General features: G+C 64.2%; 22 protein-coding genes. 10 read left to right on the forward strand and 12 right to left on the reverse strand.

Features of this window, described 5'->3' with window-relative positions; genetic code table 11:
• The first annotated feature begins 72 nt into the window (after positions 1 to 72).
• Positions 73 to 2157 carry a S9 family peptidase gene (locus BW994_RS09445; protein ID WP_029313574.1) on the forward strand — a complete coding sequence of 695 codons (2085 nt, stop codon included), beginning with the start codon at positions 73 to 75 and terminating at the stop codon, positions 2155 to 2157.
• Between the two features lie 31 nt (positions 2158 to 2188).
• On the opposite strand, the gene dnaQ is transcribed toward BW994_RS09445, so the two are convergent.
• A complete protein-coding gene (dnaQ, locus tag BW994_RS09450; RefSeq protein ID WP_029313572.1) occupies positions 2189 to 2863 on the reverse strand; it encodes a DNA polymerase III subunit epsilon in 675 nt (224 codons plus the stop codon).
• Positions 2864 to 2984: 121 nt separating this feature from the next.
• Between dnaQ and BW994_RS09455 the strand changes: the two genes are divergently transcribed.
• Both BW994_RS09455 and BW994_RS09460 read left to right on the forward strand, forming a co-directional pair.
• Positions 2985 to 3200: a DNA-binding protein gene (locus BW994_RS09455; RefSeq protein ID WP_029313571.1), complete on the forward strand. Its 216-nt coding sequence runs from the start codon at positions 2985 to 2987 to the stop codon at positions 3198 to 3200.
• A gap of 3 nt (positions 3201 to 3203) precedes the next feature.
• Complete coding sequence (locus BW994_RS09460; RefSeq protein WP_029313570.1) at positions 3204 to 3485, forward strand: hypothetical protein; 282 nt, start codon at positions 3204 to 3206, stop codon at positions 3483 to 3485.
• Here BW994_RS09460 and coaE read toward each other — a convergent pair.
• The gene (coaE, locus tag BW994_RS09465; RefSeq protein WP_029313568.1) at positions 3475 to 4062 is read right to left on the reverse strand and encodes a dephospho-CoA kinase; all 588 of its coding nucleotides are present in this window, start codon (positions 4060 to 4062) and stop codon (positions 3475 to 3477) included. The two genes, BW994_RS09460 and coaE, sit on opposite strands and share 11 nt — an antisense overlap.
• Entirely contained in the window at positions 4059 to 4889 is an 831-nt protein-coding gene (locus BW994_RS09470; protein WP_029313566.1) for a shikimate dehydrogenase, read from the reverse strand. The genes coaE and BW994_RS09470 overlap by 4 nt, the downstream gene beginning before the upstream one ends.
• Before the next feature lie 208 nt (positions 4890 to 5097).
• On the opposite strand from BW994_RS09470, the gene purU reads away from it, so the two are divergent.
• The gene (gene purU, locus BW994_RS09475; RefSeq protein ID WP_029313565.1) at positions 5098 to 5949 is read left to right on the forward strand and encodes a formyltetrahydrofolate deformylase; all 852 of its coding nucleotides are present in this window, start codon (positions 5098 to 5100) and stop codon (positions 5947 to 5949) included.
• 28 nt (positions 5950 to 5977) lie between these two features.
• On the opposite strand, the gene BW994_RS09480 is transcribed toward purU, so the two are convergent.
• Complete coding sequence (locus BW994_RS09480; RefSeq protein WP_029313563.1) at positions 5978 to 6769, reverse strand: class II aldolase/adducin family protein; 792 nt, start codon at positions 6767 to 6769, stop codon at positions 5978 to 5980.
• Positions 6770 to 6996: 227 nt separating this feature from the next.
• On the opposite strand from BW994_RS09480, the gene BW994_RS09485 reads away from it, so the two are divergent.
• Together BW994_RS09485 and BW994_RS09490 are read left to right on the forward strand one after the other, a co-directional pair.
• A complete protein-coding gene (locus BW994_RS09485) occupies positions 6997 to 7638 on the forward strand; it encodes a DsbA family protein (RefSeq protein WP_081849204.1) in 642 nt (213 codons plus the stop codon).
• 144 nt (positions 7639 to 7782) lie between these two features.
• A complete protein-coding gene (locus BW994_RS09490; RefSeq protein WP_029313560.1) occupies positions 7783 to 9039 on the forward strand; it encodes a DNA polymerase IV in 1257 nt (418 codons plus the stop codon).
• A 274-nt stretch (positions 9040 to 9313) separates the two neighbouring features.
• Here the strand turns inward: BW994_RS09490 and BW994_RS09495 are convergent, their stop codons facing one another.
• Entirely contained in the window at positions 9314 to 9742 is a 429-nt protein-coding gene (locus BW994_RS09495) for a CoA-binding protein (RefSeq protein WP_029313559.1), read from the reverse strand.
• A gap of 102 nt (positions 9743 to 9844) precedes the next feature.
• Between BW994_RS09495 and BW994_RS09500 the strand changes: the two genes are divergently transcribed.
• Together BW994_RS09500 and BW994_RS09505 are read left to right on the forward strand one after the other, a co-directional pair.
• A complete protein-coding gene (locus BW994_RS09500; protein WP_029313558.1) occupies positions 9845 to 11095 on the forward strand; it encodes a serpin family protein in 1251 nt (416 codons plus the stop codon).
• 47 nt (positions 11096 to 11142) lie between these two features.
• Positions 11143 to 12756: a glycoside hydrolase family 17 protein gene (locus BW994_RS09505; protein ID WP_029313557.1), complete on the forward strand. Its 1614-nt coding sequence runs from the start codon at positions 11143 to 11145 to the stop codon at positions 12754 to 12756.
• A 38-nt stretch (positions 12757 to 12794) separates the two neighbouring features.
• Here the strand turns inward: BW994_RS09505 and BW994_RS20410 are convergent, their stop codons facing one another.
• From BW994_RS20410 to BW994_RS09540, 7 genes are all read right to left on the reverse strand, one after another.
• Entirely contained in the window at positions 12795 to 14384 is a 1590-nt protein-coding gene (locus tag BW994_RS20410) for a tetratricopeptide repeat protein (protein WP_051657600.1), read from the reverse strand.
• Between the two features lie 53 nt (positions 14385 to 14437).
• A complete protein-coding gene (locus tag BW994_RS09515; protein WP_029313553.1) occupies positions 14438 to 14881 on the reverse strand; it encodes a DNA polymerase III subunit chi in 444 nt (147 codons plus the stop codon).
• A 4-nt stretch (positions 14882 to 14885) separates the two neighbouring features.
• Positions 14886 to 15950, reverse strand: coding sequence for an Mrp/NBP35 family ATP-binding protein (locus BW994_RS09520; protein WP_245594213.1), 1065 nt, complete (start codon positions 15948 to 15950; stop codon positions 14886 to 14888).
• A gap of 120 nt (positions 15951 to 16070) precedes the next feature.
• On the reverse strand, positions 16071 to 16889 hold the full coding sequence (locus tag BW994_RS09525) for a class I SAM-dependent methyltransferase (RefSeq protein WP_035230468.1): 819 nt from the start codon (positions 16887 to 16889) through the stop codon (positions 16071 to 16073).
• Positions 16890 to 16899: 10 nt separating this feature from the next.
• Positions 16900 to 17403, reverse strand: a complete 504-nt coding sequence (locus tag BW994_RS09530) for a phasin family protein (protein WP_029313548.1) — start codon at positions 17401 to 17403, stop codon at positions 16900 to 16902.
• A gap of 171 nt (positions 17404 to 17574) precedes the next feature.
• A complete protein-coding gene (locus BW994_RS09535) occupies positions 17575 to 18495 on the reverse strand; it encodes a YihY/virulence factor BrkB family protein (protein ID WP_051657598.1) in 921 nt (306 codons plus the stop codon).
• A gap of 271 nt (positions 18496 to 18766) precedes the next feature.
• The gene (locus tag BW994_RS09540) at positions 18767 to 20803 is read right to left on the reverse strand and encodes a thioredoxin domain-containing protein (protein WP_029313544.1); all 2037 of its coding nucleotides are present in this window, start codon (positions 20801 to 20803) and stop codon (positions 18767 to 18769) included.
• A 330-nt stretch (positions 20804 to 21133) separates the two neighbouring features.
• On the opposite strand from BW994_RS09540, the gene BW994_RS09545 reads away from it, so the two are divergent.
• Together BW994_RS09545 and mnmE are read left to right on the forward strand one after the other, a co-directional pair.
• The gene (locus BW994_RS09545) at positions 21134 to 21487 is read left to right on the forward strand and encodes a (2Fe-2S) ferredoxin domain-containing protein (RefSeq protein WP_456303722.1); all 354 of its coding nucleotides are present in this window, start codon (positions 21134 to 21136) and stop codon (positions 21485 to 21487) included.
• A complete protein-coding gene (gene mnmE, locus BW994_RS09550) occupies positions 21484 to 22773 on the forward strand; it encodes a tRNA uridine-5-carboxymethylaminomethyl(34) synthesis GTPase MnmE (protein WP_029312385.1) in 1290 nt (429 codons plus the stop codon). Before BW994_RS09545 ends, mnmE begins: the two co-directional genes overlap by 4 nt.
• Position 22774 lies beyond the last annotated feature (1 nt).

The following is a 22774-nucleotide window of genomic DNA, read 5'->3' on the forward strand; positions in this document are numbered from 1 at the left end:
GTGTGTTGGCGGGGTCTGTTGCGTGCTGGGGTCGATGCGGGTGATGATGGGGCAGGTTTGGAGGAAATTCGGATGAACGATCATGTCATACCGTCTCTTGTGCCGCCGGTTGCAGTGCGCCAGCCGAAGCGCATCGAGCAGCTCGGCCGCGTGCGGACCGATGATTATGCCTGGATGAAGGACGACAACTGGCAGGCGGTGTTGCGCGACCCTGCCGTGTTGCGGCCGGATATCCGTGCGCATTTATTGGCGGAAAACGCGTACACCGCTGGTGTGCTGGCCGGCACCGAGGACTTGCAGGAAGAATTGCGAGCCGAAATGAAGGCGCGGATCAAGCAGGATGATGCATCGGTCCCGAAGCCGGATGGTCCGTTCGCTTATTATCGGCGGTATGATCCAGGTGCGGAGCATCCGATCTATGTCCGCACGCCGCGGGCCGGCGGTGCTGAGGCGATCCTGCTCGATGCCGATGCGCAGGCGAAGGGCCATGCGTATTATCGGGTGATCGGGGCGCGGCACAGTCCGGATCATGCCTGGTTCGCCTATGCCGAGGATGCTCAGGGCTCGGAAGTGTATCAGGTCCGGGTCAAATCTCTGGCAACCGGCGCGCTGTTGCCTGGCGTGATCGAATCCTGTTCGGGCGATTTCGCGTGGTCACCCTGTTCGCGCTATCTGTTTTGGACGTTCCGCGACGACAATGGCCGGCCGACCCGGATTTTCCGCCGCGCGATCGGCGATTCCGAAGATGTTCTGATCTATGAGGAACCGGACGAGGGTTTTTTCATCGGCGTCGAGGCGTCGGCGTCCGGCGGTTCCATTTTCATCACCTGCGGCAACCAGGAAACCAGCGAGATCTGGCGGATTCCCGGCGATGAGCCGACGGCGATGCCGGTTGTCATCGAGCCCCGCACGCCGGGGCTGCGCTATGAGGTCGAGGATTGGGCCGATCGGCTGGTGATCCGCACCAATGCCGATGGCGCGGTCGATTTCAAGCTGGTCGAAGCGCCGTTTGCCGCACCGGGCCGGGCGCAGTGGCGCGACATCGTGGCGCATCGGCCCGGCCGGTTCATTGTTTCTGCCATGGTTCTGCGGGATTATCTGATCCGGGTCGAGCGGATCGAGGCGAACAACCGCATCATCCTTCGCACGCGTGCCGGCACCGAAACGGCCATTGCGGTCGACGAGGCGGCTTATGTACTCAGCCTCGATCCCGGCTACGAGTTCGATACCGCGACGATCGGGTATATCTATTCATCGCCGACCACGCCGCGCCAATGGTTCGACTATGATATCCCGAGCGGTGCGCGGACCCTGCGCAAATCGCAGGAAATCCCCTCCGGCCACGATCCGGCACGCTACGAAACCCGCCGCCTCACCGCAACGGCGGCGGATGGTGCGACGATTCCGGTCACCGTGCTGCTGCGCCGGGATACGCCGACCGATGGTTCGGCGCCGGTGCATCTCTACGGCTATGGCTCGTATGGTTTCGCGATCGACCCGTGGTTTCAGCCGAACATCCTCAGCTTGGTCGATCGCGGCTGGATTCACGTGATCGCGCATATCCGCGGCGGCACCGAGAAGGGCTGGAACTGGTTTCTCGACGGCCGTGGTGCGAAGAAAATGAACAGTTTCACCGATTTCATCGCGGTGGCGGACCATCTGATCGCCCAGGGCTACACCAAACCCGGCCGCATCGTCGCGCATGGCGGTTCCGCCGGCGGGTTGTTGATGGGGGCGGTCTATAATTTCCGCCCCGATCTCTGGGCCGGCGTGATCGCGGCGGTCCCGTTCGTCGATGTGCTCAACACGATTTCCGACGATACCTTGCCGCTCACCCCGCCGGAATGGCCCGAATGGGGCAACCCGCTGATCGACCCGGTCGCCTACGACACGATCGCCGCCTATTCGCCCTATGACAACATCGGACCGTACGCCTACCCGCCGCTGCTGGCGACCGGCGGCCTGTCCGACCCGCGGGTAACCTATTGGGAGCCGGCCAAATTCGTCGCCAAACTGCGCGATTTCACAACCGGCGATGCGCCGATCATGCTGAAAATCGACATGGATGCCGGACACGCCGGTGCCGCGGGACGGTTCGATGCGCTCAAATTGATGGCGACCAATTATGCATTCGCCATCTGGGCCATACAAAGATGAAGAAAGGGTTCTTTTTGAAAGAAAAGAACCCTTATTCCCGCCGCCAGACCGCATCCTTGATCGTCGCCACGAACGCGTCATGCGCGGCGCGGTCGTCGTCGCTTACCGGCATAAACCGCGCCGTTCGCGTGCCGCTGTGCTGATATTCCACCAGCGTCAGCCCGGCATCGGCCGCGAGATCGAAGCCGCGCTGCCGCCCGCCGGTGAGTTCGACGTAGACTTCCGCCAGCAATTTGCAGTCGAGCAGCGCATTATGGGTGGTCCGCGCCGACAGATCGATCTCGAATCGCCGGCATAGCGCATCGAGGCTGTTCGGCATGCCGGGAAACCGCGCTTTCGCCAGCACCAGCGTATCGATCATCCGGCCCCGGTCCAGCGGCGGCCGCCCGATCCGGCCGAACTCGGCATCGAGGAACCCGAAATCGAATGCGGCATTATGCGCGACCAGCGGATCATCGCCGAAAAACGCCAGCAGATCGGGGGCGATCTCGGCAAATTTCGGCTTGCCCGCGACATCGGCGTTGGTAATGCCGTGAATCCGGCTGGCATCGCCCGGAATATCGCGCTCGGGATCGATCAGGCGGTGAAACGTACGATTGGTCGGCAGATCGTTGTGCAACTCGATCGCCGCAACCTCGATCACCCGATCCCCGTGCAGCGGATCGAGGCCGGTGGTCTCGGTGTCGAACAGAATTGAGCGCGTCATAACCGAGTCTTGCGCCGGCATGGACTCCGGTTCAACCAGCACGATCGACGTCGATTATACATATATTATTGACATAAACATTACCTGATTATACATATAATAACCACACAGGAGATCCACCATGGCCGAGAAAGTACGTCTGAACCTGCTGGTCTCACCCGAGTTGAACGACCGGCTCGATACCATCGCCGCCTCCGCCGGAGCCACCAAGACCGATGTGATCCGCCAAGCCATCGCCTTGATGGAGGTCGCGCATCAAGCCAAGCGCGAGTCCAAGCATATCGGCATCGCCTCCGACCGGAACAAACTCGAAACCGAGTTCGTCGGCCTGCTCTGATCCATGCCGCCGCAGGAAATCGATTTTTCCGGGCGTCTCGCGGCTGAAATCATGGTTCGACCGCCGGAACCCCCCGAAGACGCCGCTTTGCGCCGCCGCAAGGACTGGCTGGTGTTTCTGCTGATCTTCGGTTCGATCATCCTGCTCGGCCTGCTCGCCATCTACGAAGGCTTTCTCGATCCCACCGCCAGCGCCTCGTCGCGCCATTGGGGCCAGACCGCGGTATCCGCCCTGTTCACCGGCGGCATCAGCTTCATCCTCGGCCAGAAAACGGCTACGCGATAAACTGCCGTGCAATAAACCGCTGTACCGCCCGCACCGTTGCCCCGCGCGACAAACCGGTGAAAATGACCACCTCCGCCCGCCGCCGCTTCTCGGCATCCGGCATCTGCAGGCCAATGATCCGTGCAATCTCCGCCTTGGCCAGCCCGCGCCGGCGCACCCGCGCCACCTGGACCGATCGCGGGGCCGAAACCGTCACCGCGACATCAACCCGCCGCTCACCACCGGTCTCGAACAGCAACGGAATATCCAGCACCACCGCCCGCACCCGCCGGCGCCGCGCCTGGGCCAGAAACCGCCCCTCCGCGCGCCGCACCATCCGGTGCATGATCGCCTCCAGCCGCCGCCGCGCCGCGCCATCGGCCAGCACCACCGCCCGCAGCGCCGCCCGATCCAGCACGTCCCCGCGCACCACGCCGGGAAACGCCGCCGCAATCGCCGGGAGCGCCGCACCACCCGGCGCCTGCAACCGCCGCACCACCGCATCCGCATCGAACACCGGCACGCCACGGCGGCGAAACATCGAAGCCACCGTCGATTTGCCCATCCCGATCCCGCCGGTCAGGCCAATGATCCTCACGTCAGCAAATCGCCCGCAACCACGCGATACAGCGCCTCATCCACCACCGGCGTCACCCCGAACCACGCGGCAAACCCCGGCACTGCCTGATGCAGCAGCATCCCCAACCCCTCCACCGCCCGCAGCCCGCGCGCCCGCGCAGCCGCCAGCAACGGCGTTTCCAGCGGCACATACACAATATCCGCCACCGCCAGACCCGCAGGCGCCCGCGCCAGATCGAGCGTGAGCGACTGATGCCCCGCCATCCCGAGCGATGTCGTGTTGATCACCAGCGCATGATCACCGAGCGCCGCCGCCCGATCCTCCCACCCGATCACACCGCCGCCGATCGTCGCCGCAAGCCGCGCCGCCCGGTCCTCGGTCCGATTGCAAAAATGCACGACCACCCCGGCATCGAGCAGCGCCGCGCCGATCGGCCGCGCCGCACCGCCCGCCCCCAGCACCAGCGCAGGTCCCGCCGCCGGATCAACCCCATGCGCCCGCAGATTGGCCATGAACCCCACCCCGTCGGTGTTGGAACCGACCATCCGCCCGTCGCGAAACACCAGCGTGTTCACCGCGCCCGCCCGCCGCGCGCTGGGTGCCACCTCATCGCACAAGGCAAACGCCGCCTCCTTGTGCGGAATCGTCACATTCGCGCCGACAAACCCCATCCGCGCCAAAGCCGCCACACACACCGCAAAATCCTCCGGCCGGATCGGCAGCGGCAGATACGCCCCATCGATCCCATGCCGCTTCAGCCAGGTGCCATGCAGCAACGGCGAACGCGAATGCGCCACCGGCCAGCCAATTACACCTGCTAGGGACGCCCGCGCTGTGATAGTCATGCTCTGGTTCGATCACGCCGGGCGGCGTGGGGCAAGGAAGGGTAGGGCTTCTTTTTTGAAAAAAAGAAGCAAAAAACTTTCTTGAATCTGGGCCACGGGTCTTTTGGGGGCATGAGGCCACTCACAAAAAAGACGGTGCTGCCCTCTCACGCAATCGTCCTAAATCTGCCAGCATCGCGTCAACCGAACCACGGAGCGATGCCGACCCATGACCACCGCCATCCTGACCCTGTCCTGCCACAACCGCCCCGGCATCGTCGGCGCGGTCGGCAATTTCCTCTACGAACACGGACTGGACATCCGCGAAGCCCAACAATTCGACGATCGCGCCAGCGGCCAGTTCTTCATGCGCGTCGTCTTCGCCCCGCTCGACGCCGGCACCACCCTGCCGCCGGCCGATTTCACCCCCATAGCGACCCAGTTCGGCATGAATTGGGCGATCACCGACCCCACGCACCGCCCCCGCGCCATGATCCTGGTCTCGCGCTTCGATCATTGCCTGGTCGATCTGCTCTACCGCCAACGCACCGGCGAACTGCCGATGGACATCGCCGGCATCATCGCCAACCACGAACGCAGCACCTACGAACATCTCGACCTCGATGGCATTCCGTTCCACCATCTGCCGATCACGCCGGACACCAAAATGGAACAGGAAGGCGAAATCTGGCGCCTGGTGCGCGAATCCGGCGCCGAGCTCGTCATCCTCGCCCGCTACATGCAGGTGCTGTCAGACGCGCTGGTCGCCAAACTCGCGGGCCGCTGCATCAATATCCACCACTCGTTCCTGCCCGGCTTCAAAGGCGCCAAACCCTACCACCAGGCCTATGCGCGCGGCGTCAAACTGATCGGCGCCACCGCGCACTACGTCACCACCGCGCTCGATGAAGGCCCGATCATCGAACAGGACGTCGAACGCATCTCCCATGGCGACACACCCGAAGTCCTGGTCCGCAAAGGCCGTGACATCGAACGCCGCGTGCTGGCCCGCGCCGTCCTGTTTCACGTCGAACGGCGCGTCTTCATCAGCGGCAGCAAAACCGTGGTCTTCCCCGGCTGATCCGCGCAAGCGCGGCCGTGTATTTTATTCAGGTGCGATACGCACCATCGGCCTCGATCAGGCGCAGGGCGGATTGCCAGGCCATTTCGTAATGCGCCATGCGGTTATCGGTATCGCGGCTGAATTGCGCGGCGGTGTGCTCGCAAACTTCGCGCGGCGGAATCACCAGCTTGACACCGCCGGACAGCGCGGCCACCTGCGCCTGACAGGCGCGTTCGAGGAAATAGATTTCGTGGAAAGCCTCGGGGATGGTGCGTCCGCCGACCAGCAGGCCGTGGTTGCGCAGGATCATCGCCTTGTTCTGACCAAGATCGGCGACGATGCGGTCCCGCTCATCCAGGTCGAGCGCGATGCCCTCATAGCCATGATAGGACAGGCAGCCATAGAATTTCATGGCATGCTGGCTGATCGGCAACAGCCCCTGTTCCTGCGCCGCAACCGCAATGCCGGCGGCGGTGTGGGTGTGAATCACCGCCATCAGGTCGGGCCGCGCCATATGGATGGCGGAGTGGATGGTGAAGCCCGCCTGATTGACCTTGGCCGCCGTAATGCCAGGGGTTTCGATGCGATTGCCCTCGAGGTCGATTTTCACGAGGTCGGAGGCGCGCATCTCATGGAACATCGTGCCGTAGTCGTTGATCAGAAAATGATGATCGGGGCCGGGCAGGCGGGCACTGATATGGGTGTAGATGAAATCGGTCATCTTGAAATGCGCGACAAGCCGATAGAGCGCGGCCAGATCGCAACGGACCTGCCACTCCTCGGCGCTGACGCCGGGATGCGGGCTGGCTGCGGGCGCAATGCGGGTGGTGACGTTCATGATGATGGTCCTCCTTGCCGGATGGTTGAGCCGATTGCCGCTTAGGTCAAGTTAAACAATTTCCGGACGCGTTAACGAGTTGTTCACCTCGGAGGAGTACCACCAGAACGCGTGATCATGTTTAGTTACTCACGCAGAGATATTAAATAAGTTTATAGAGACAATCACCAAAAACTGGGACATGTTGTCATTTCTGATGATGATAGACGGTTTATTGGAGATTGATCATGCGAGCTCAACGGTGGCTGGCGGCAGTCGCGGTGGCGGTGATGGGCGTTATTGGCGGCGCGACGGCCGCATCGCCGGGCGCCGGGGTCGTTTCCGCGGCAAGTCTGGTCCGGCCGGGGGATGTGGTGCTCGGCAACCCGAACGGGTCGATCACCATCGTCGATTTCTACGATACGTCTTGCGCCCCCTGCCGCGCGATGAACCGGCGGATCGAGCGGTTGATCGCGCGTAACAAGCAGATCCGCTACGTCCCGATCGACGTGCCCATTCTGGGCTGGCAGAGCAAGCTCGGCGCTCAGGCGCTGGTGGCGGCGCGGCTCCAGGGGCGGTTCGATGCGATGCACACCCTATTGATGAGCCAGGCCCCCTTGCCGACCTTGGCATTGCTCAAGGCGGATGCCGCACAGCTGGGGATGGATGTGCCCCGTTTCATGCGCGACATGACGCGCCCTGCAACCATCCGCGCGGTTGATGCATCCTTGCAGCGCGGTGCAGCACTCGGGATCGACGAAGTGCCGATGGTCTATGTCGGACAGAGCCGAATTCCAGGCGCAATGGGCTATCGCGACCTCCGCTGGCTGGTGCGCCAGGCCCAGAAGCCGGAAATGAGCCAGGTCGCAACCACCAGGGATCACTCCTGAGCCCAGCATAAGCACCGATCACCCAAATCAAAAAAGTTTTTTGCTTCTTTTTTACATAAAAGAAGCCTTTTTCTTCCTCGGACCAGCGGCAAGACGATTTCCGCCCATTAACGAGCCCAACGACTTGGCTTACCCTCGGCACCGATGCCCACGCTCTGCCGCGATTGCGATGCCGTGTTGATCCAACCCGGCGCCGAGCTCAGTGGCGCCTGCCCCCAGTGCGGCGGGCGGCGCTTGATCAGCCATGCCGAGCTTGGAACGCTGGCGATCGCGCATATCGATTGCGATGCGTTTTTCGCCAGCGTCGAAAAACGCGACCGTCCCGAATTGCGCGACCGGCCCGTGATCGTCGGCGGCGGCACCCGTGGGGTCGTCGCGGCGTGCTGCTACGTCGCGCGCCTGTCCGGCGTGCGGTCGGCGATGCCGATGTTCAAGGCATTGAAACTCTGCCCGGATGCCACCGTGATCCGCCCCGACCTGTCCAAATACGGCGCCGTGGCGCGCGAAATTCGCGATATGATGCAACGCCTGACGCCGCTGGTGCAGCCGCTCTCGATCGATGAAGCCGCCCTCGACCTCGCCGGCACCGAAGCGCTGCACGGCGCGCCACCCGCCGCCGTGCTCAGCCGGTTCGCTCGCGATGTCGAGACCAACGTCGGCGTCACCGTGTCGATCGGGCTGGCCGCCAACCGCCTGCGCGCGAAACTCGCCGCCGAACGTGACAAGCCGCGCGGCTTCGCCATACTGGGCGCCGATACCGCCGCCGTGCTCGCCCCCGAACCGCTCGGCACGCTGCCCGGCATCGGCCCCGCCCTGGTCCGCAAACTGGCCGGCCTGGGCATGACCCGCATCGGCCAGCTAGCCGCGCTCGATCCACGAACCGCGCGGCAGCGCCTGGGCGACGACGGTCCATCCCTGGTCGCCCGCGCGCGCGGCGAAGACAACCGCCGGGTCAACCCGGTGCGCGAAACCAAATCGATCAGCGCCGAAACCACCTTCGCACACGACATCACCGACCCCGTCCTGCTCGGCCGCGCCCTCTGGCCACTCTGCGAAAAACTCGGCCGGCGCCTCCGCGCGGAACAATTCGCCGCCGCCGCACTCGTCCTGAAACTCAAGACCGCCCGCTTCGAAACCCACACCCACGCCGTCCGCCTGACCGCCCCCACCCAGCTGCCGGAAACCATATTCGAAGCCGCCAAACCCATCGTGCACCAGGCCGCCGGACCCGCATTCCGGCTGATCGGCATCGGCGCGGCCCGGCTCGTGCCCGCCAACCTCGCCGACCACGGCGACCTGATGGACCAGGAAAGCCCACGCCGCGCCGCACGGCAACAAGCCATGGACACAATCCGCGCCAAATTCGGCGCGGATATCATCCGGCGCGGGACCGTGGAGTGAGGTGAGGGAGAGCAAGCAAGGCCAGGGCCTCTCCCTCCGGAGCCATTCCAGCGATGAAGAGCATCGCTGGAACCTTCGGCTCCTCCGCCCCTGGACCCCGTTAAAGGCTGAGCCTTTAAAATCCATTAGTTTTAGGCAAGGGGAGGGCGCTGCCCCGGTGGTTCAACTGATCTGGCCTGGGTCGCCCTCCCCTTGCCTAAAACTGGTGGGTTCTAAGGGCTAAGCCCTTAGTGGGGGTCGAGGGGGCAAAGCCCCCCGCCTTGCTTACTCTCCCTCACCTCTCCGCGATCCCAAGCCGGGCGATTTCGATCAGCGGGCAGCGGTTCATTACGATTGTCAGTCCTGCGTTGCGGGCGAGGGTGGCGGCTTCGTGGTTGATCACACCGAGTTGCATCCAGATGGTTCGGGCGCCGAGGCGGATGGCGTCTTGCACGGCGGGCAAGACTTTATCGGACGCGCGGAACAGATCGACCATATCGAGCGGGGCTGCGGCGTCGAGTGAGGCGACGACGATGCGGCCGTGCAGTGTCTGGCCGGCGAGGCCGGGGTTGACCGGCGTGACGTCGTAGCCACGCGCGAGCAGGCTGTGCAGCACTTCGTTCGACGGCCGTGCCGGATTGGCCGAGGCGCCGACCAGGGCGATGCGGCGTGTGGTGGTCAGGATGGTTCGAATGGCGGCATCGGTCAGTCCATCGGCGGACATTGTGCGTGTTCCTTGGCTCAGCGTGGACGGTCTTATCACGATATGGGATCAATCCTTTCACACTGAGCCGTAACAGCGGAGGCGTCTTTGAAATTGATTCCCATGATGGCAGCGGTCGCCGCCGCATGCCTGATTGCCGTAGCGGTCCCCGCGCAGGCCGCGCCGAAGCCGGTTCCTCCGCTTGTTCGCGCCGAGACCCACTTTGCATTCGACGTGTTTGCCCAGTTGCGCCACCATCGAGGCAATTTATTTTTCTCACCCTACAGCCTCTATTCAGCGATCGGGATGGCTTATCTGGGTGCCCGCGCAAATACCGCGGCGCAGATCGCCAGTGTGCTGCATCTCAACAGGATCGACAGCGGCAGCGTCGGACCCCGATTGCAATCGTGGTTCGGCCATGATTTTGCGCAGGCCGATATGTTTGGCGGGCAGCAGCCAATGGATTTTCATTTCCATGCCGCCAACGCGGTCTGGACCTCCGCGCATGACCCGATCGAGCCGCGCTACATCGCGGCGGTAAGGCAGGATTTCGCCGGGAGGGTCGATCGGGTGGATTTCGGTCAACCGACGGATGCGGCCGCCCGGATCAACCAATGGGTCAAACGGGCGACTGCCGGGCGGCTCGATCATTTGATCGATCCGGACACGCTATCACCACGGACCCGCATGATTTTGACCAACGGGGTCTATTTCCGGGCCCGTTGGAGTCTCGAGGAGATTTTCGATAAAAATCTGACCAAGCCAGGACCGTTCTATCTGGCGGGGTCGCGGTCAGTCATGGTGCCGATGATGCACCAGACCTTCACACTGCCGATCGCCCAGGCCGACGGCGTAAAAATCCTGCGGCTCGACTATGATGGCCCTGCATCGATGATCATCATCCTGCCGAATCACGCATCCGCTCTGGACCGTATCGAGGTCGGACTCAGTGCTGCGGAGCTCGATCGCTGGTTAAAGATGCAGAATGAAATCTCCTACAATTCCCCGTCGGTCGTCGTGACGATGCCGCGTTTCGCCGCGCACAGCCAGTTCCGACTGGCCAATGTTCTGAAATCACTTGGCATGCCGGCCGCTTTTTCACCTGGGGCCAATTTCACCGGCATAGCCGCTGACCGCAACGCCCCCTTGGTGCTCGATGATGTCGTCCAGCGGGCGGCGATTACCGTCGACGAAAAAGGCACGAAAGCAATGGCAGCGACCGGGATGGAGGCAGCTTCCGCTTCGGCGTCGAATCCCTATGGGCCGCCACCGATCATATTTAACGCCGATCATCCGTTTCTGTACGTGATCCGCGCGGATACCACCGGCGCCATACTGTTTGTCGGCCGGGAAGACGATCCCGCAGCGGGTTGATGCCAAGCTCTGTTCGCCGTGCCGCCGCTCCTGTAAGCCTGCGCCCGATGCGATCGGCAAGACCTTATCTGGTGTTTATTTTCGGCCTGCTGACGCTGGCTGGTTGGTACTGGCCCAACCGGCCGCAGGCGGCCGGCGTTTCGATGCCGGATGCGCGGTTTCATTCGGTGTCTTACGCGCCGTTCCGCGCCTGGCAATCGCCCTTGACCAAAAGCTTTCCCACCGCGTCGCAAGTGGCGCAGGATTTGAAGCTGGTGGCGCGCCATGCGGACGGGATCAGGACATATTCCTCGCTCGAGGGCGATTACGATATCGGGGCGCTGGCGAAACAGGCGGGTTTGAAAGTCTGGGTCGGGATCTGGCTGGGGTCGAACACAGCGGACAATGCGCGCGAAATGGCGGCCGGCATCGCGCAGGCGAACGCGCATCCGCACACCGATACCAGGGTGGTGGTCGGCAACGAGGTGTTGCTGCGGCGGGATCTGTCGCCGGCCGATCTGATCAAGGATATCGACTATGTGAAGGCGCGGGTGAAACAGCCGGTCGCCTATGCGGATGTCGCGAGCTTCTGGTTCGAGTTTCCGCAAGTGGCCAAGCACGTGGATATCGTGATGATCCACCTGCTGCCCTATTGGCAGAACCGGCCGGTCAATGTCGATGACGCCATCGCCCGGATCGGCCGCACCATCGCAAAAACCGAAGCACTGTTCCCGGGCAAGCGGATTTCGGTGGGCGAAACCGGCTGGCCGAGCCGCGGCCGCTGGCGCGGTGATGCAGCGCCATCGCGCGTCAACGAGGCGGTGTTTCTGCGCAAATTCGTGACGTTGGCGGACCGTGATCACGTCGATTACAATCTGATCGAAGCCTTCGACCAGAACTGGAAATACCACGACGAAGGCATTGCCGGCGCGAACTGGGGCATCTGGAACGCCGAACGCGCGCCAAAATTCCCGCTTACCGGCCCGGTGATCGAAATGCCGCATTGGCCGCTCTACGCCGGCATCGCGATCGTCCTGGCGGTCGGGCTTGCAATCATCGGCAGGGCGTCGAAATTCGGCGCCATCGCGCTCGCGTTCGGGCTCGGCAACGCGCTGGCATACGCCGGCGCAATCACCTGGCATGTCCTCTATGACGATGCTTTGATCGTCTGCGCGTTGGTAAACCTGCCCGCGCAGGCCGCGCTCGCCTGGTTCGCGGTGCGGCGCGCCGTGATCGGGGCCGCGCTGCCGGCAGCTGCCGGTGCCGAAACCATCGGGTTGCTGCGCGGCACCCTGGCCGGACGCTTTCCCTGGCGCACGGCGGCGGCGCGGCGGTTCGATCATGTCTGGTTCGGATTCCTGTTCACCGCGGCGATCGTGCAGGCCTTCCTGGTGTTCGACCCACGCTACCGCGACGCACCGTTCGCGATTTTTGCGGTACCCGTCGTGGTCGCGCTCTGGCGGCTCGCAACGCGGGATCTTCCAGTCGTGCGCGACTGGCGCGACTGGCTGCCCAGCGCCGCAATCGCCGCCGGTGCGCTCGCGAGTATCCTGATCTCCGGCTTGCTGAATACCGAGTTTCTGATCTGGAACGGGCTGGGTCTGATCCTCGCAGCCCCCGGCCTGATCGGCTGGTTGCGATCGCCCAAAGCCGCGACGCCAGCGAAGTCCAATCAGCTTTGAACAAAACCACCGGACGCGCCCGCGCATAATCTGCCGCATTAACCCCCGCTCCCGCCGCTCACCGCCCAGCCGCTGAGGGCGGTGACCACGGCGCCGATCACCCCGTCCCAATCCAGCGGCGCCGCCTGGCGGAAAATCCGCATCTGCGGATACCAGGGTGTGTCGCTCTGCCGGTCACCCCAGCGCCAGCAACCATCATAGCGTGACAGCAGCCACACCGGCTTGCCCATCGCCCCGGCCAGATGCGCCACGGCGGTATCTACCGCGACCACCAGATCGAGCTGCGCGATCACCGCGGCAGTATCCGCAAAATCCTCGACCCACGGCATCGGATCGATCATGTCGAAGCCCGGCATCATCGCCGCCGGTTTCTGCAAACTGACGAACCGCACACGATCGACCGCGCCCAACGGTGCCAAAGCCGCCGCCGGAATCGAGCGCCGCCGATCGATCAGATGCGAATCCATATCGTCCAGATGCGTACCACCCGCCCACACCAGCCCGACCAACGGCCGCCGATCTCCCGGCCGCCCCGCCAGCGGCCCAATCACCGCATCAGCCACCGCCCGATTATCCGCCGCAAGATACGGGATCGCCGCCGGAATCGTCGCCATCACTGTCCCGAACCGCCACGGCAGGCTCATCAGCGCGCAATGCGTGTCATACGCCGGCGCGGCCTCACCCCGCGGCACCACCTGCGCAACCCCAGCCACCGACCCCATCAGCCGAACCAGCGGCGCCGGCACCTCCAGCACCACCCGCGCGCCCAACCGCGCCACCATCGGCGCGTAGCGCACGAACTGAATGGTGTCGCCGAACCCCTGTTCCGCGTGCAGCAAAATGGTCCGCCCGGCCAGGCTGCCGCCATCCCACGCCTCACCCCGGTCGATCGCGGCGTTCATCATCCGCGTCCGCCGCAGCCGCCACTCATGCTCTGCCCAGCCGCGTTCGTAATCCCCGGCCGCCAGCAGGCTGAGCGCCCGGTTGTACCGATAATCCGCCTGATCCGGCGCCGTCGCATAAGCCCGCTCATGCACCACCAGCGCCGCATCCAGCCGCCCGGCCCCCTGCAACGCGTTCGCGAGGCTGCTCAGCACCCCGGCATGTCCGGGTGCCACCGCCAGCGCCTGGCCATACCACTCCACCGCTGCCGCGAACGCGCCCTGATCATAAAGCAACCCCGCCAGGCAGGCGAGCGCGTCGACATCGCGCGGCATCAACTCGACCGCCGCCTCCGCCATGATCTGCGCCTGATCCAACACCCCCAGCGCCCGCAAACTACCCGCCAGATTGACATGGCAAGGCCCGAACGAGGGTGCGAGTCGCAGGCATTGCACGTAAGCGCCCACCGCCTCGATCAACGATCCCGCCTGACGCAGCGCATTACCCAACGCGAACCACCGGTCGACATCGCCGGGCACCAGCGCGAGATATCGCCGATACGCCGCAGCAGCCTCGCCAAACCGTTCCGCCTTCACCAGCGTATTGGCCAGGTTCACCAGCACCGCGGTATTGTCCGGCACCAGCGCCGCACAAGCATCGAACGCCGCCACCGCAGCATCGAACGCGCCACGCTCATCATGGCGATTCCCGGTATCGAACAACGCTTCAGCTTCCACCACCGACATAAGACCCTCTTGGTCGTCTGCCCCGATGATCACCCAAAATGTTTAAGATCCGCCTAATTTTTCCGCGACCAGCCCCGATCCGTTTGCTGCCAGTAGGTCAACTCATGCCCCGCCGCCTTCGCTGACCCCCAGCGCACCCGCGCCGCCGCCACCGCCGCCGCATCATTACCGTCGAACAGATCGAACACCCGCTCGAACCCCGCCAGCTCCGCCGCCGCACCATCGATCAGAAACAAAAACCGCGCCCCGTTCGGCACATCCGCGCCGGTAGTCAGCCAGATCGGCTGATCCGCGCCAAACCCGCTCGCCGCCGTGCCGTGCGGCAACCAATCCGGGTTGGCCGAAAGCCACAGCGATGCATCGAGCGCCTCGATCAAGCCGGCATCGGTCGCCCGCACCACCGCCCGCTGCCCGGCCGCGAGGGTGCGGCCCAGCAGAGCGGGCAGGGCGGCCGCCACATCGGTCCGGGTCAGATGATAAAACCCGATCGCCGCCATTGCCTCATTCGATCACGATGCGCGGCCCAGCCGTCCGCTCACCGCCCATCTGCGCCATCACGGCCTCGGCCACCGCCATGAACGCACGCGCCGCCTCGCTGCCCGGCGCGCTCACCGCAATCGGCGTGCCCGCGTCCGATGTTTCGCGGATCGCCGGCAGCAACGGCACCTCGCCCAGAAACGGCACACCGATCCGCGCCGCTTCCGCCCGCGCCCCGCCATGGCCGAAAATCTCGGTCCGCGTGCCGCAATTCGGGCAACAGAAAAAACTCATGTTCTCCACAATGCCCAGCACCGGCACCCGCACCTGCTGGAACATCGAAACCCCGCGCCGCGCGTCGAGCAGCGCGATATCCTGCGGCGTCGAAACCACCACCGCCCCGGTCAGCTTCAACCGCTGCGCCAATGTAAGCTGAATATCCCCCGTGCCCGGCGGCAGATCGATCACCATGACATCGAGCGCCGGCCACTCCACCTGCGTCATCAGCTGCATCAGCGCATTCAGCACCATCGGCCCGCGCCACACCATCGCGGTTTCCTCGGCCACCACATGCCCGATCGAAATCGCCTTCAGCCCCCACGCCTCCACCGGCACCAGCTTGCTGCCCACCATGTCGGGCTTGCCTTTGGTGCCCAACATGCGCGGCAACGACGGCCCATAAATATCTGCATCCAGCAGCCCGACGCTCAGCCCCTTGGCCGCCAGCGACACCGCCAGATTGACCGCAACGGTCGATTTACCAACGCCGCCCTTGCCCGATGCCACGGCAATGATCGATTTCACCTGGCTCAACAGCCCAGCTGCCGCCGGCTCGGCCGGCGCCGCCGCGCTGCGCGGCCCGGTCAGCATCACCGTCGCATTCCGCACGCCCTCCACCGCCGCAAGGCTCTGTTCCAGCGCCAGCCGCAGCGGCTCCAGCCGCGGTGCCTCCGCCCGCGTCACCGCCAGCGCCACCTGCACCAGCCCATCGCGCACCGCGACGCTGTCGATCATCGCCGGCGGCACCACGGCGCCGTCGGCGGCCCGAAATTGTCCGATCCGGGCGCGAATTGTGGCTTCATCAATCATGTCAGACATCCTCATCAATTCGCCGCGTTCTACGCTGGAATCGGTCCGACCGGAACCAGGGCGCACTCCGAAACGGCAGGGCGCTGTTTCGTGAACAAAACGGCGGGCTTGAACGGATATTCACAAAAACCGGGTCTGAACCAGGCATGGCAACTGATTGCGCAGAAACGGCGCCGCCGTCACGAACTCATCGAGGCCCGGAGGCATCCCCCGTGGCATGCGGTAGGGCTGCATCACGATCGGGCCGATCGCCGCGCACCAGCGCCGCATGGTCGGCTCGATGTCATCACGCGCGATCCCCCAGGGCATGCCGGGCAGGCGATACGCCATGGTCTGGTGCAGCCCGCGCAATGTGAGCCGCGACAGCCAGGGCGGAATCGTGTCGAACATCAGGCCGGCCCCCGCCAACCCCGCCGCCATCGCGCCGAACAACCGGCCGACGGCTTCGGGCTCCAGATACATCAACAACCCCTGCGCCACGACAAACACCGGTCCGGTGGTATCGACGGCGGCGATCCAGCCCGGATCGAGCGCATTCATCGCCAGATGACGAAACCGCTCGGTCGGCGGCAGAAACAATTCCCGCAGCCGGATCGCCTCAGGCAGATCGACCGAAAGCCAGCGCATCCGGCCATTATCGACCCGCCGCGACTGCGTTTCCAACCCTTCGCCCAGCGAAACCACGAGCCCGTCCGGATGAGCCTCGAGCCATTGCACAACACAGCGATCGATTTGCGCGGCCCGGCCCGCGAGCGCCCCACCCGGCACACCGAAATGGCCGGGGAAATCATAATCCAACCCCTCCATGATCCGGACACTGTCAGGATCGGCGAGCACCCTATCCGCCCGCCGGGCTTCCGTCGCCCGATGATACAGCGACCAGAGCATGGTCTCCGGCACATCATTCAGGCCCGGCGCATGCCTCGTTGCCGCGCTCACGATGCGTCTCTCACCGGCGCAGCCGCGCCGCGTTTTCGGTCGCGGTCCGATGAATCGGCGCCATCGCAGCCCCCTGCACCTCCAGCGAGCGCAGGCACATCGCCTCCGATTGCGCGGTCATCCGCCCGAACCACGAGATCGCGCCATCCGCCTGCGCCGCCATGAGCGCCGCCGGAGAACGGCTCGTCCAGATCGCCATCACGGTGTCGGCGGCATGGGTGGTCTCATCGGCCAGATACCGCGAAACCCTCTCGCCGATCCGCATGGAGCCAGTGAACAGGACCGATCCTGAATCGGAAAACGCCTGGGTCTTTTCCGGCACCATCCGCGCGAATTCGTCGTGATCCGCGAGCACGGGATTGAGCATCGCAAACCAACCGAGCGTCACCCGCCGGAACACGACCTCCGCGGCCGCGACGCTGAGTTGCCTCGTCTGCGCGGCGTTTTTTCCCGAGATCGATGCAAACGCGGTCAATGCCGGTACACTGCCGATGCCAAGTGCGATATTTTTCATTTATCCAAGATCCATCAATATTATGTTGCGGTGCAATATATCTGAATGAACAGTCTAAATACACAATAAATACGTGGTCGTCGTATTAAATTCATAATATAATTGGATGTAATTCAAGGCCACTAATATCGGCAAATCGGCATCGGAAACCGATGCGCCCGGTGCCATGAGTCACCCCGGCGTCCCTGGCGAATGATTGTTCAGGGTACGCAATCCGGCTTGACGTTCCGCCTCGGCGTTCATCTCGGCACCGAGCAAGACGAGATAAATCGAGGACCATAGCCACGACAGAAACACCATCACGGCGCTCAGGGAGCCATAGATCCTGTTGTAATCACCAAAATTCGAGATATAGACATAAATCATCAGCGTCCCGATGGCCCAGAGCGCCGAGGCCACGCCAGCACCCGGTGATGTCCATCGCCAGCGGGGTGCCGGGCGGTCCGGACCAAAATGATAGAGCAACGCCAGCAGTCCGGCCATGAATAAAAGCAGAGCCAGGCACCCGGCGATCAACATGATCCATCGAAGAACCGGATTGAGGCTCGCGTCGATTGCCACAATGCTCATCGCGCCGACCAGCGTAAGCGCGACCACCCCACCGCCGACGAACCCCAGCGCGGTCAGGGTGAGCCGCATGACACCCCGCCGTTCGGTCTCGCCATAGGCTATATCCAGCGCCGCGATCATCCCGCCCATGCCGCGGCACGCCGTGTACACAGCGATGAAAATCCCCAGCAAGGCACCCAAACCAAGAGTGCGCGGATTTGTGGCAACGATCATGCGCAAGTGGTGATCGATCGTCGCTCGCGCCGAGGGCGCCAGCAACCCGGAAATTGCGTTGGCCTGCCGTTCGATCTGGTGGGGGTTGGCAAGCAATCCATAGACGGAAATGAGCGACGCAACGCCGGGTGCCAGCGCCATGATGACATAAAATGTCACCCCGCCGGCGACCAGGGCAATATTTTTGGCATTGCTCCGTCGCCATGCAAGCAGCAGGATCGCCGTCCAACCTCGCGCCGAAATGTCCTGCGGCGAGGCGTGTCGGTCGCCGCGCTGGGTCGGGTCGCAGCCGGATCGCTCTGTCGCCATCGCCCGATGTCCCACGCCTTGCATAGTAGCGCGTTATGCGTTCAGCTTAACGCTCCAGCTCTATATTTTGTCAGTCGATCTCAAGCGATTAGATTGCCGCTGGCGCGTCAACTTAATCGCATTTTGCTCTAGACGACCAAGCCGGAGCACCGATAGACTCGGAGATTACGTACGGCCCCCCGCCGCACCGTAAGGCACCCAAATCGGAGCGACCGGCGCTCAATCTGAAAATATCCTGGTATTCTTCGCAAACGCGGAGTGGTTCTGGCCATCACGCGGGTCGCCGCCCGATCGCCTCCCGCAACGCCGCCGCGTCATGCACTGGCAAGCTGCAAACCTGCCCCCGACACACGAACGCCGCCGGCGCGCCGCTGGTCTTGCCATGCGCCGGATGGTCGATCGGCAAATCCGCTGAGGTGCCCACCGGCACAATCACCACCGCCGGATCAAACCCTGCGCGCGCCGCCTGGTGCAACGCGCCGAACCGCGCATCATCCCGCGCACCGGTCAGCACCACCACAATCGCCTCCTCCAGTAGCGCCGCCGCCGCCAGAATCGTCGGATACGCCGGCAGATTACGCCGCTCGCCGGCATGCGCACTGATCAGCGCCGCCGCGGCATCGCGATAGCCGGGTTTGCCGGTCAGGTGATACAGCCGCGCATAAGCCTCCGCCATCAGCCCCGCGCCGGCCGGCGTCGCGTTGTCGGTCGCGGCCCGCGGCCGCATACCGCCCGGCAGATCCACCGCATCGTCCGCACTGGCGTAAAACCCGCCGGCGCCATCGCCGAAATGATCTGCCGTCAGCGCAATCAGCCGCTCCGCCCGCGCCAGATACAAGCCATCGCCGGTCGCCTCATAAAGCCCGATCATTGCCCGCAGCATCCCGGCCTGGTCATCGAGCAACCCCGCCGCCGAAACCGCGCCGCGCCGATACGCATGATCGAACCGACCATCCGGCCGGCCCAGCAACGCCACCACCGCCCCGAACACCCGCACCGCCAGCGCCAGCCACTCATCCCGGCCGAACACAGCGCTCGCATGAACCAAAGCGGCGATTGTCAGCCCGTTCCAATCGGCCAGAATCTTGTCATCCCACCCCGGCCGTACCCGCTGGTCACGGGCCACAAGCAACCGGTCCCGCAACACTGCCAGGTCCCGCTCAATCGCCGCGTCCTCCGGATGTGTCGCCCGGGTCAGAATGATACGCCCCTCCCAATTCCCCGCCGCAGGGCAGGGGTAATGGTCGGTGAAACGCGCGAAATCATCGCCCAGCACCGAGGCAATCTCATCGCGCGTCCACACATAGAACTTACCCTCCACCCCCTCGGAATCGGCGTCCTCGGATGCAGCGAACGCCATCGCGCCATCCGGCGCCGCATCGTGGCGGGCGAACATGTCGCGGGTCAGCCACGTCACGATCTCAGCCGCCCGCGCCGCCAGCAACAAATCAGGCTCGGCAGCCTGCGCGAACGCAAGTAAATCAAGGATCTGCGCATTGTCGTACAGCATCTTTTCGAAATGCGGCACCAGCCAGGCCTCATCCGTCGCATAGCGCGCGAACCCGCCGCCGACATGATCGTAAATGCCGCCCTGCGCCATCCGCGCCAGCATCAACGCCACCGCCGCACCCGCCTCATGCCGGCCGGTGCGGGCATATTCGCTCCATAAAAACCGAAAAATCGGCGGATTCGGAAATTTCGGCGCACCCCTCAACCCGCCATCCTCCCAATCCACCATAGCGACGAACCGCTCCGCGACATGATCCAAGTCGGCCGGTGCCACCCGCCCACCCGCCGCCGGCTCCGCCTGATGCGCCACCCGCCGCAGCAACGCCGCACCGCTGACAAGCAACTTCTCCCGATCCTTGTCCCACGCCTCCGCCACCCCCGCCAACACCTGCCGAAACGAGGGCCGGCCCCAACGCGGCTCCGGTGGAAAATACGTCCCGCCGAAAATCGGCGCGCCATCCGGCGTCAGAATCATCGTCAGCGGCCAGCCACCCTGCTCGCCCATCGCCTGCAACGCACCCATATAAATACTGTCGATGTCCGGCCGCTCCTCGCGGTCGATCTTGATGTTGATATACCGCTCGTTCATCAAAGCCGCCGTCTCGATATTCTCGAAACTCTCATGCGCCATCACATGACACCAATGACAGGCCGCATACCCGATCGACAACAGAATCGGCTTGCCCTCCTCACGCGCCCGCGCCAACGTCGCCGGCAACCACATCTGCCAATGCACCGGATTGTCGGCATGTTGCAGTAAGTAAGGCGACGAAGCAGCGGCAAGCGTATTGCTGGTCATGTGTCCACGGACTTTCCGATGTTGGATGGTATCTGGTAGGGTACGGTTGTGTTGGGGATGGTAAGCAAGCAAGGCGGGGGGCTTTGCCCCCTCGACCCCCACTAAGGGCGGAGCCCTTAGAACCCGCTAGTTTTAGGCAAGGGGAGGGCGCTGCCTCGGATTTTCCGTCGATCTGGCTTGGACAGCCCTCCCCTTGCCTAAAACTAATGGATTTTAAAGGCTCCGCCTTTAACGGGGTCCAGGGGCAGAGCCCCTGGCCTTGCTTGCTTACCGTCCTCACCACGTCCGACCCCTAATAGATAGCAGCCAACACCGAAAGCGCGAGTGCACATGATGACCGATGACGCGATCCAGCCGGCTTATTTTAGTCACCATGTGTTTGTGTGTGGCAACCATCGTCCGCCGGGTCATCCGCGGGGATCGTGTGGCGAGAAGGGTTCGGAGAAGCTGCGCGATTACATGAAGGTGCGGGCGAAGGAGTTGGGTTTGGCGGGGGTTCGGATCAATGCGGCGGGGTGTCTCGACCGTTGCGAGCATGGTCCGGTGCTGGTGATTTATCCGCGTGGCACCTGGTATCGTGTGGCGGACACGGTGGCGGTGGACCGTGTGTTGACCGAGGATATTCGTGATGGAAGGCCGATTCCCGAATTGATGTTGCCGGCCGAGGTGGCGCCGGCGAAATGACCGATGTGATTTTCGCGACCGCCAGTGGTGTTGGTGGTGCGATCGCGGTGGTGCGGCTGAGTGGTGCAGGGATTGATCCGATCGTGCGGGCGCTGAGCGGTACGTTGCCGGCGCCGCGCCGGGCGAGCGTGCGCCGCTTTCACGATGGTGAGGGCCGACTGATCGATCAGGGACTGCTCATCCGGTTTCCTGGGCCCGCGAGTGTCACCGGCGAGGATTATGCGGAGTTGCACACGCACGGCGGCCGTGCGGTCGCTGCGGTTCTGACCGCGACGTTGATCGCGCTGGGCGCGCGACCGGCGGAACCGGGTGAGTTTTCACGGCGCGCGTTCGGCAACGGCAAGCTTGATCTGTTGCAGGCGGAAGGTATCGCCGATCTGATCGGTGCGGAGACCGAGGCGCAGCGGGTTCTGGCGCTCGATCAGGCCGGTGGTGCGATGAGTGAGGCGATCGGTGCCTGGCGGGGGCGATTGGTCGGGTTGATGGCGCGGCAAGCGGCGCTGATCGATTTCGCGGATGAGGATCTGCCGCCAGATGTCGAAGCGGCGATGTTGGCGGATATCGATGCGTTGCACCTTGATGTCATGGCCGCGATCGGCGCGGGTGTGGCGGCCGAGCGGTTGCGCGAGGGGGTCGATATCGTCGTGCTTGGCGCGCCGAACGCGGGGAAATCGACGCTGGTGAATGTGCTGGCGGGCGAGGATGTGGCGATCGTTTCCGATACGCCGGGCACCACGCGTGATGCGATCGGGGTGCGGCTGGACCTTGGCGGTGTGCCGGTACGGCTGGTCGACACGGCCGGCCTGCGCGAGGCGGCGGATGCGATCGAGGCGGAGGGCATCCGCCGGGCGGAGGCGCATGCGCGGCGGGCGGATTTTCTGATCCTGTGCGCAGCGGCGCCCGATTTCGTGGTGCCGGCGGCGCCAGCGGGCGTGCCGGCGTTGATCGTCGCGACCAAGGCCGATCTGGCTGGTGCGTGTCCCGCCGGAGCCTTGGCGGTGAGCGCGCAAACCGGGGCAGGGGTGGCGGCGCTGGTTGCCGCGCTGACTGAGCATGTGGCCGCGCTGGTGGCGCGCGGCGCTGGCCCTGCATTGCCGCGACCACGCCAGATCGCCTGCCTGCGCGACATGGCGGCGGCGCTGGAGCGGGCGATGGCGGTTGCCGAACCCGAGTTGCGTGCGGCCGATTTGCAGGCGGCCGCCAATGCGCTGGCCAGGCTAGTCGGGGTAATCGGGGTCGAGGATGTGCTGGATCAGGTGTTTTCCAGCTTCTGCATCGGCAAATGAT

The organism is Acidiphilium rubrum, from assembly GCF_900156265.1.
Classification (GTDB): Bacteria; Pseudomonadota; Alphaproteobacteria; order Acetobacterales; family Acetobacteraceae; genus Acidiphilium; species Acidiphilium rubrum.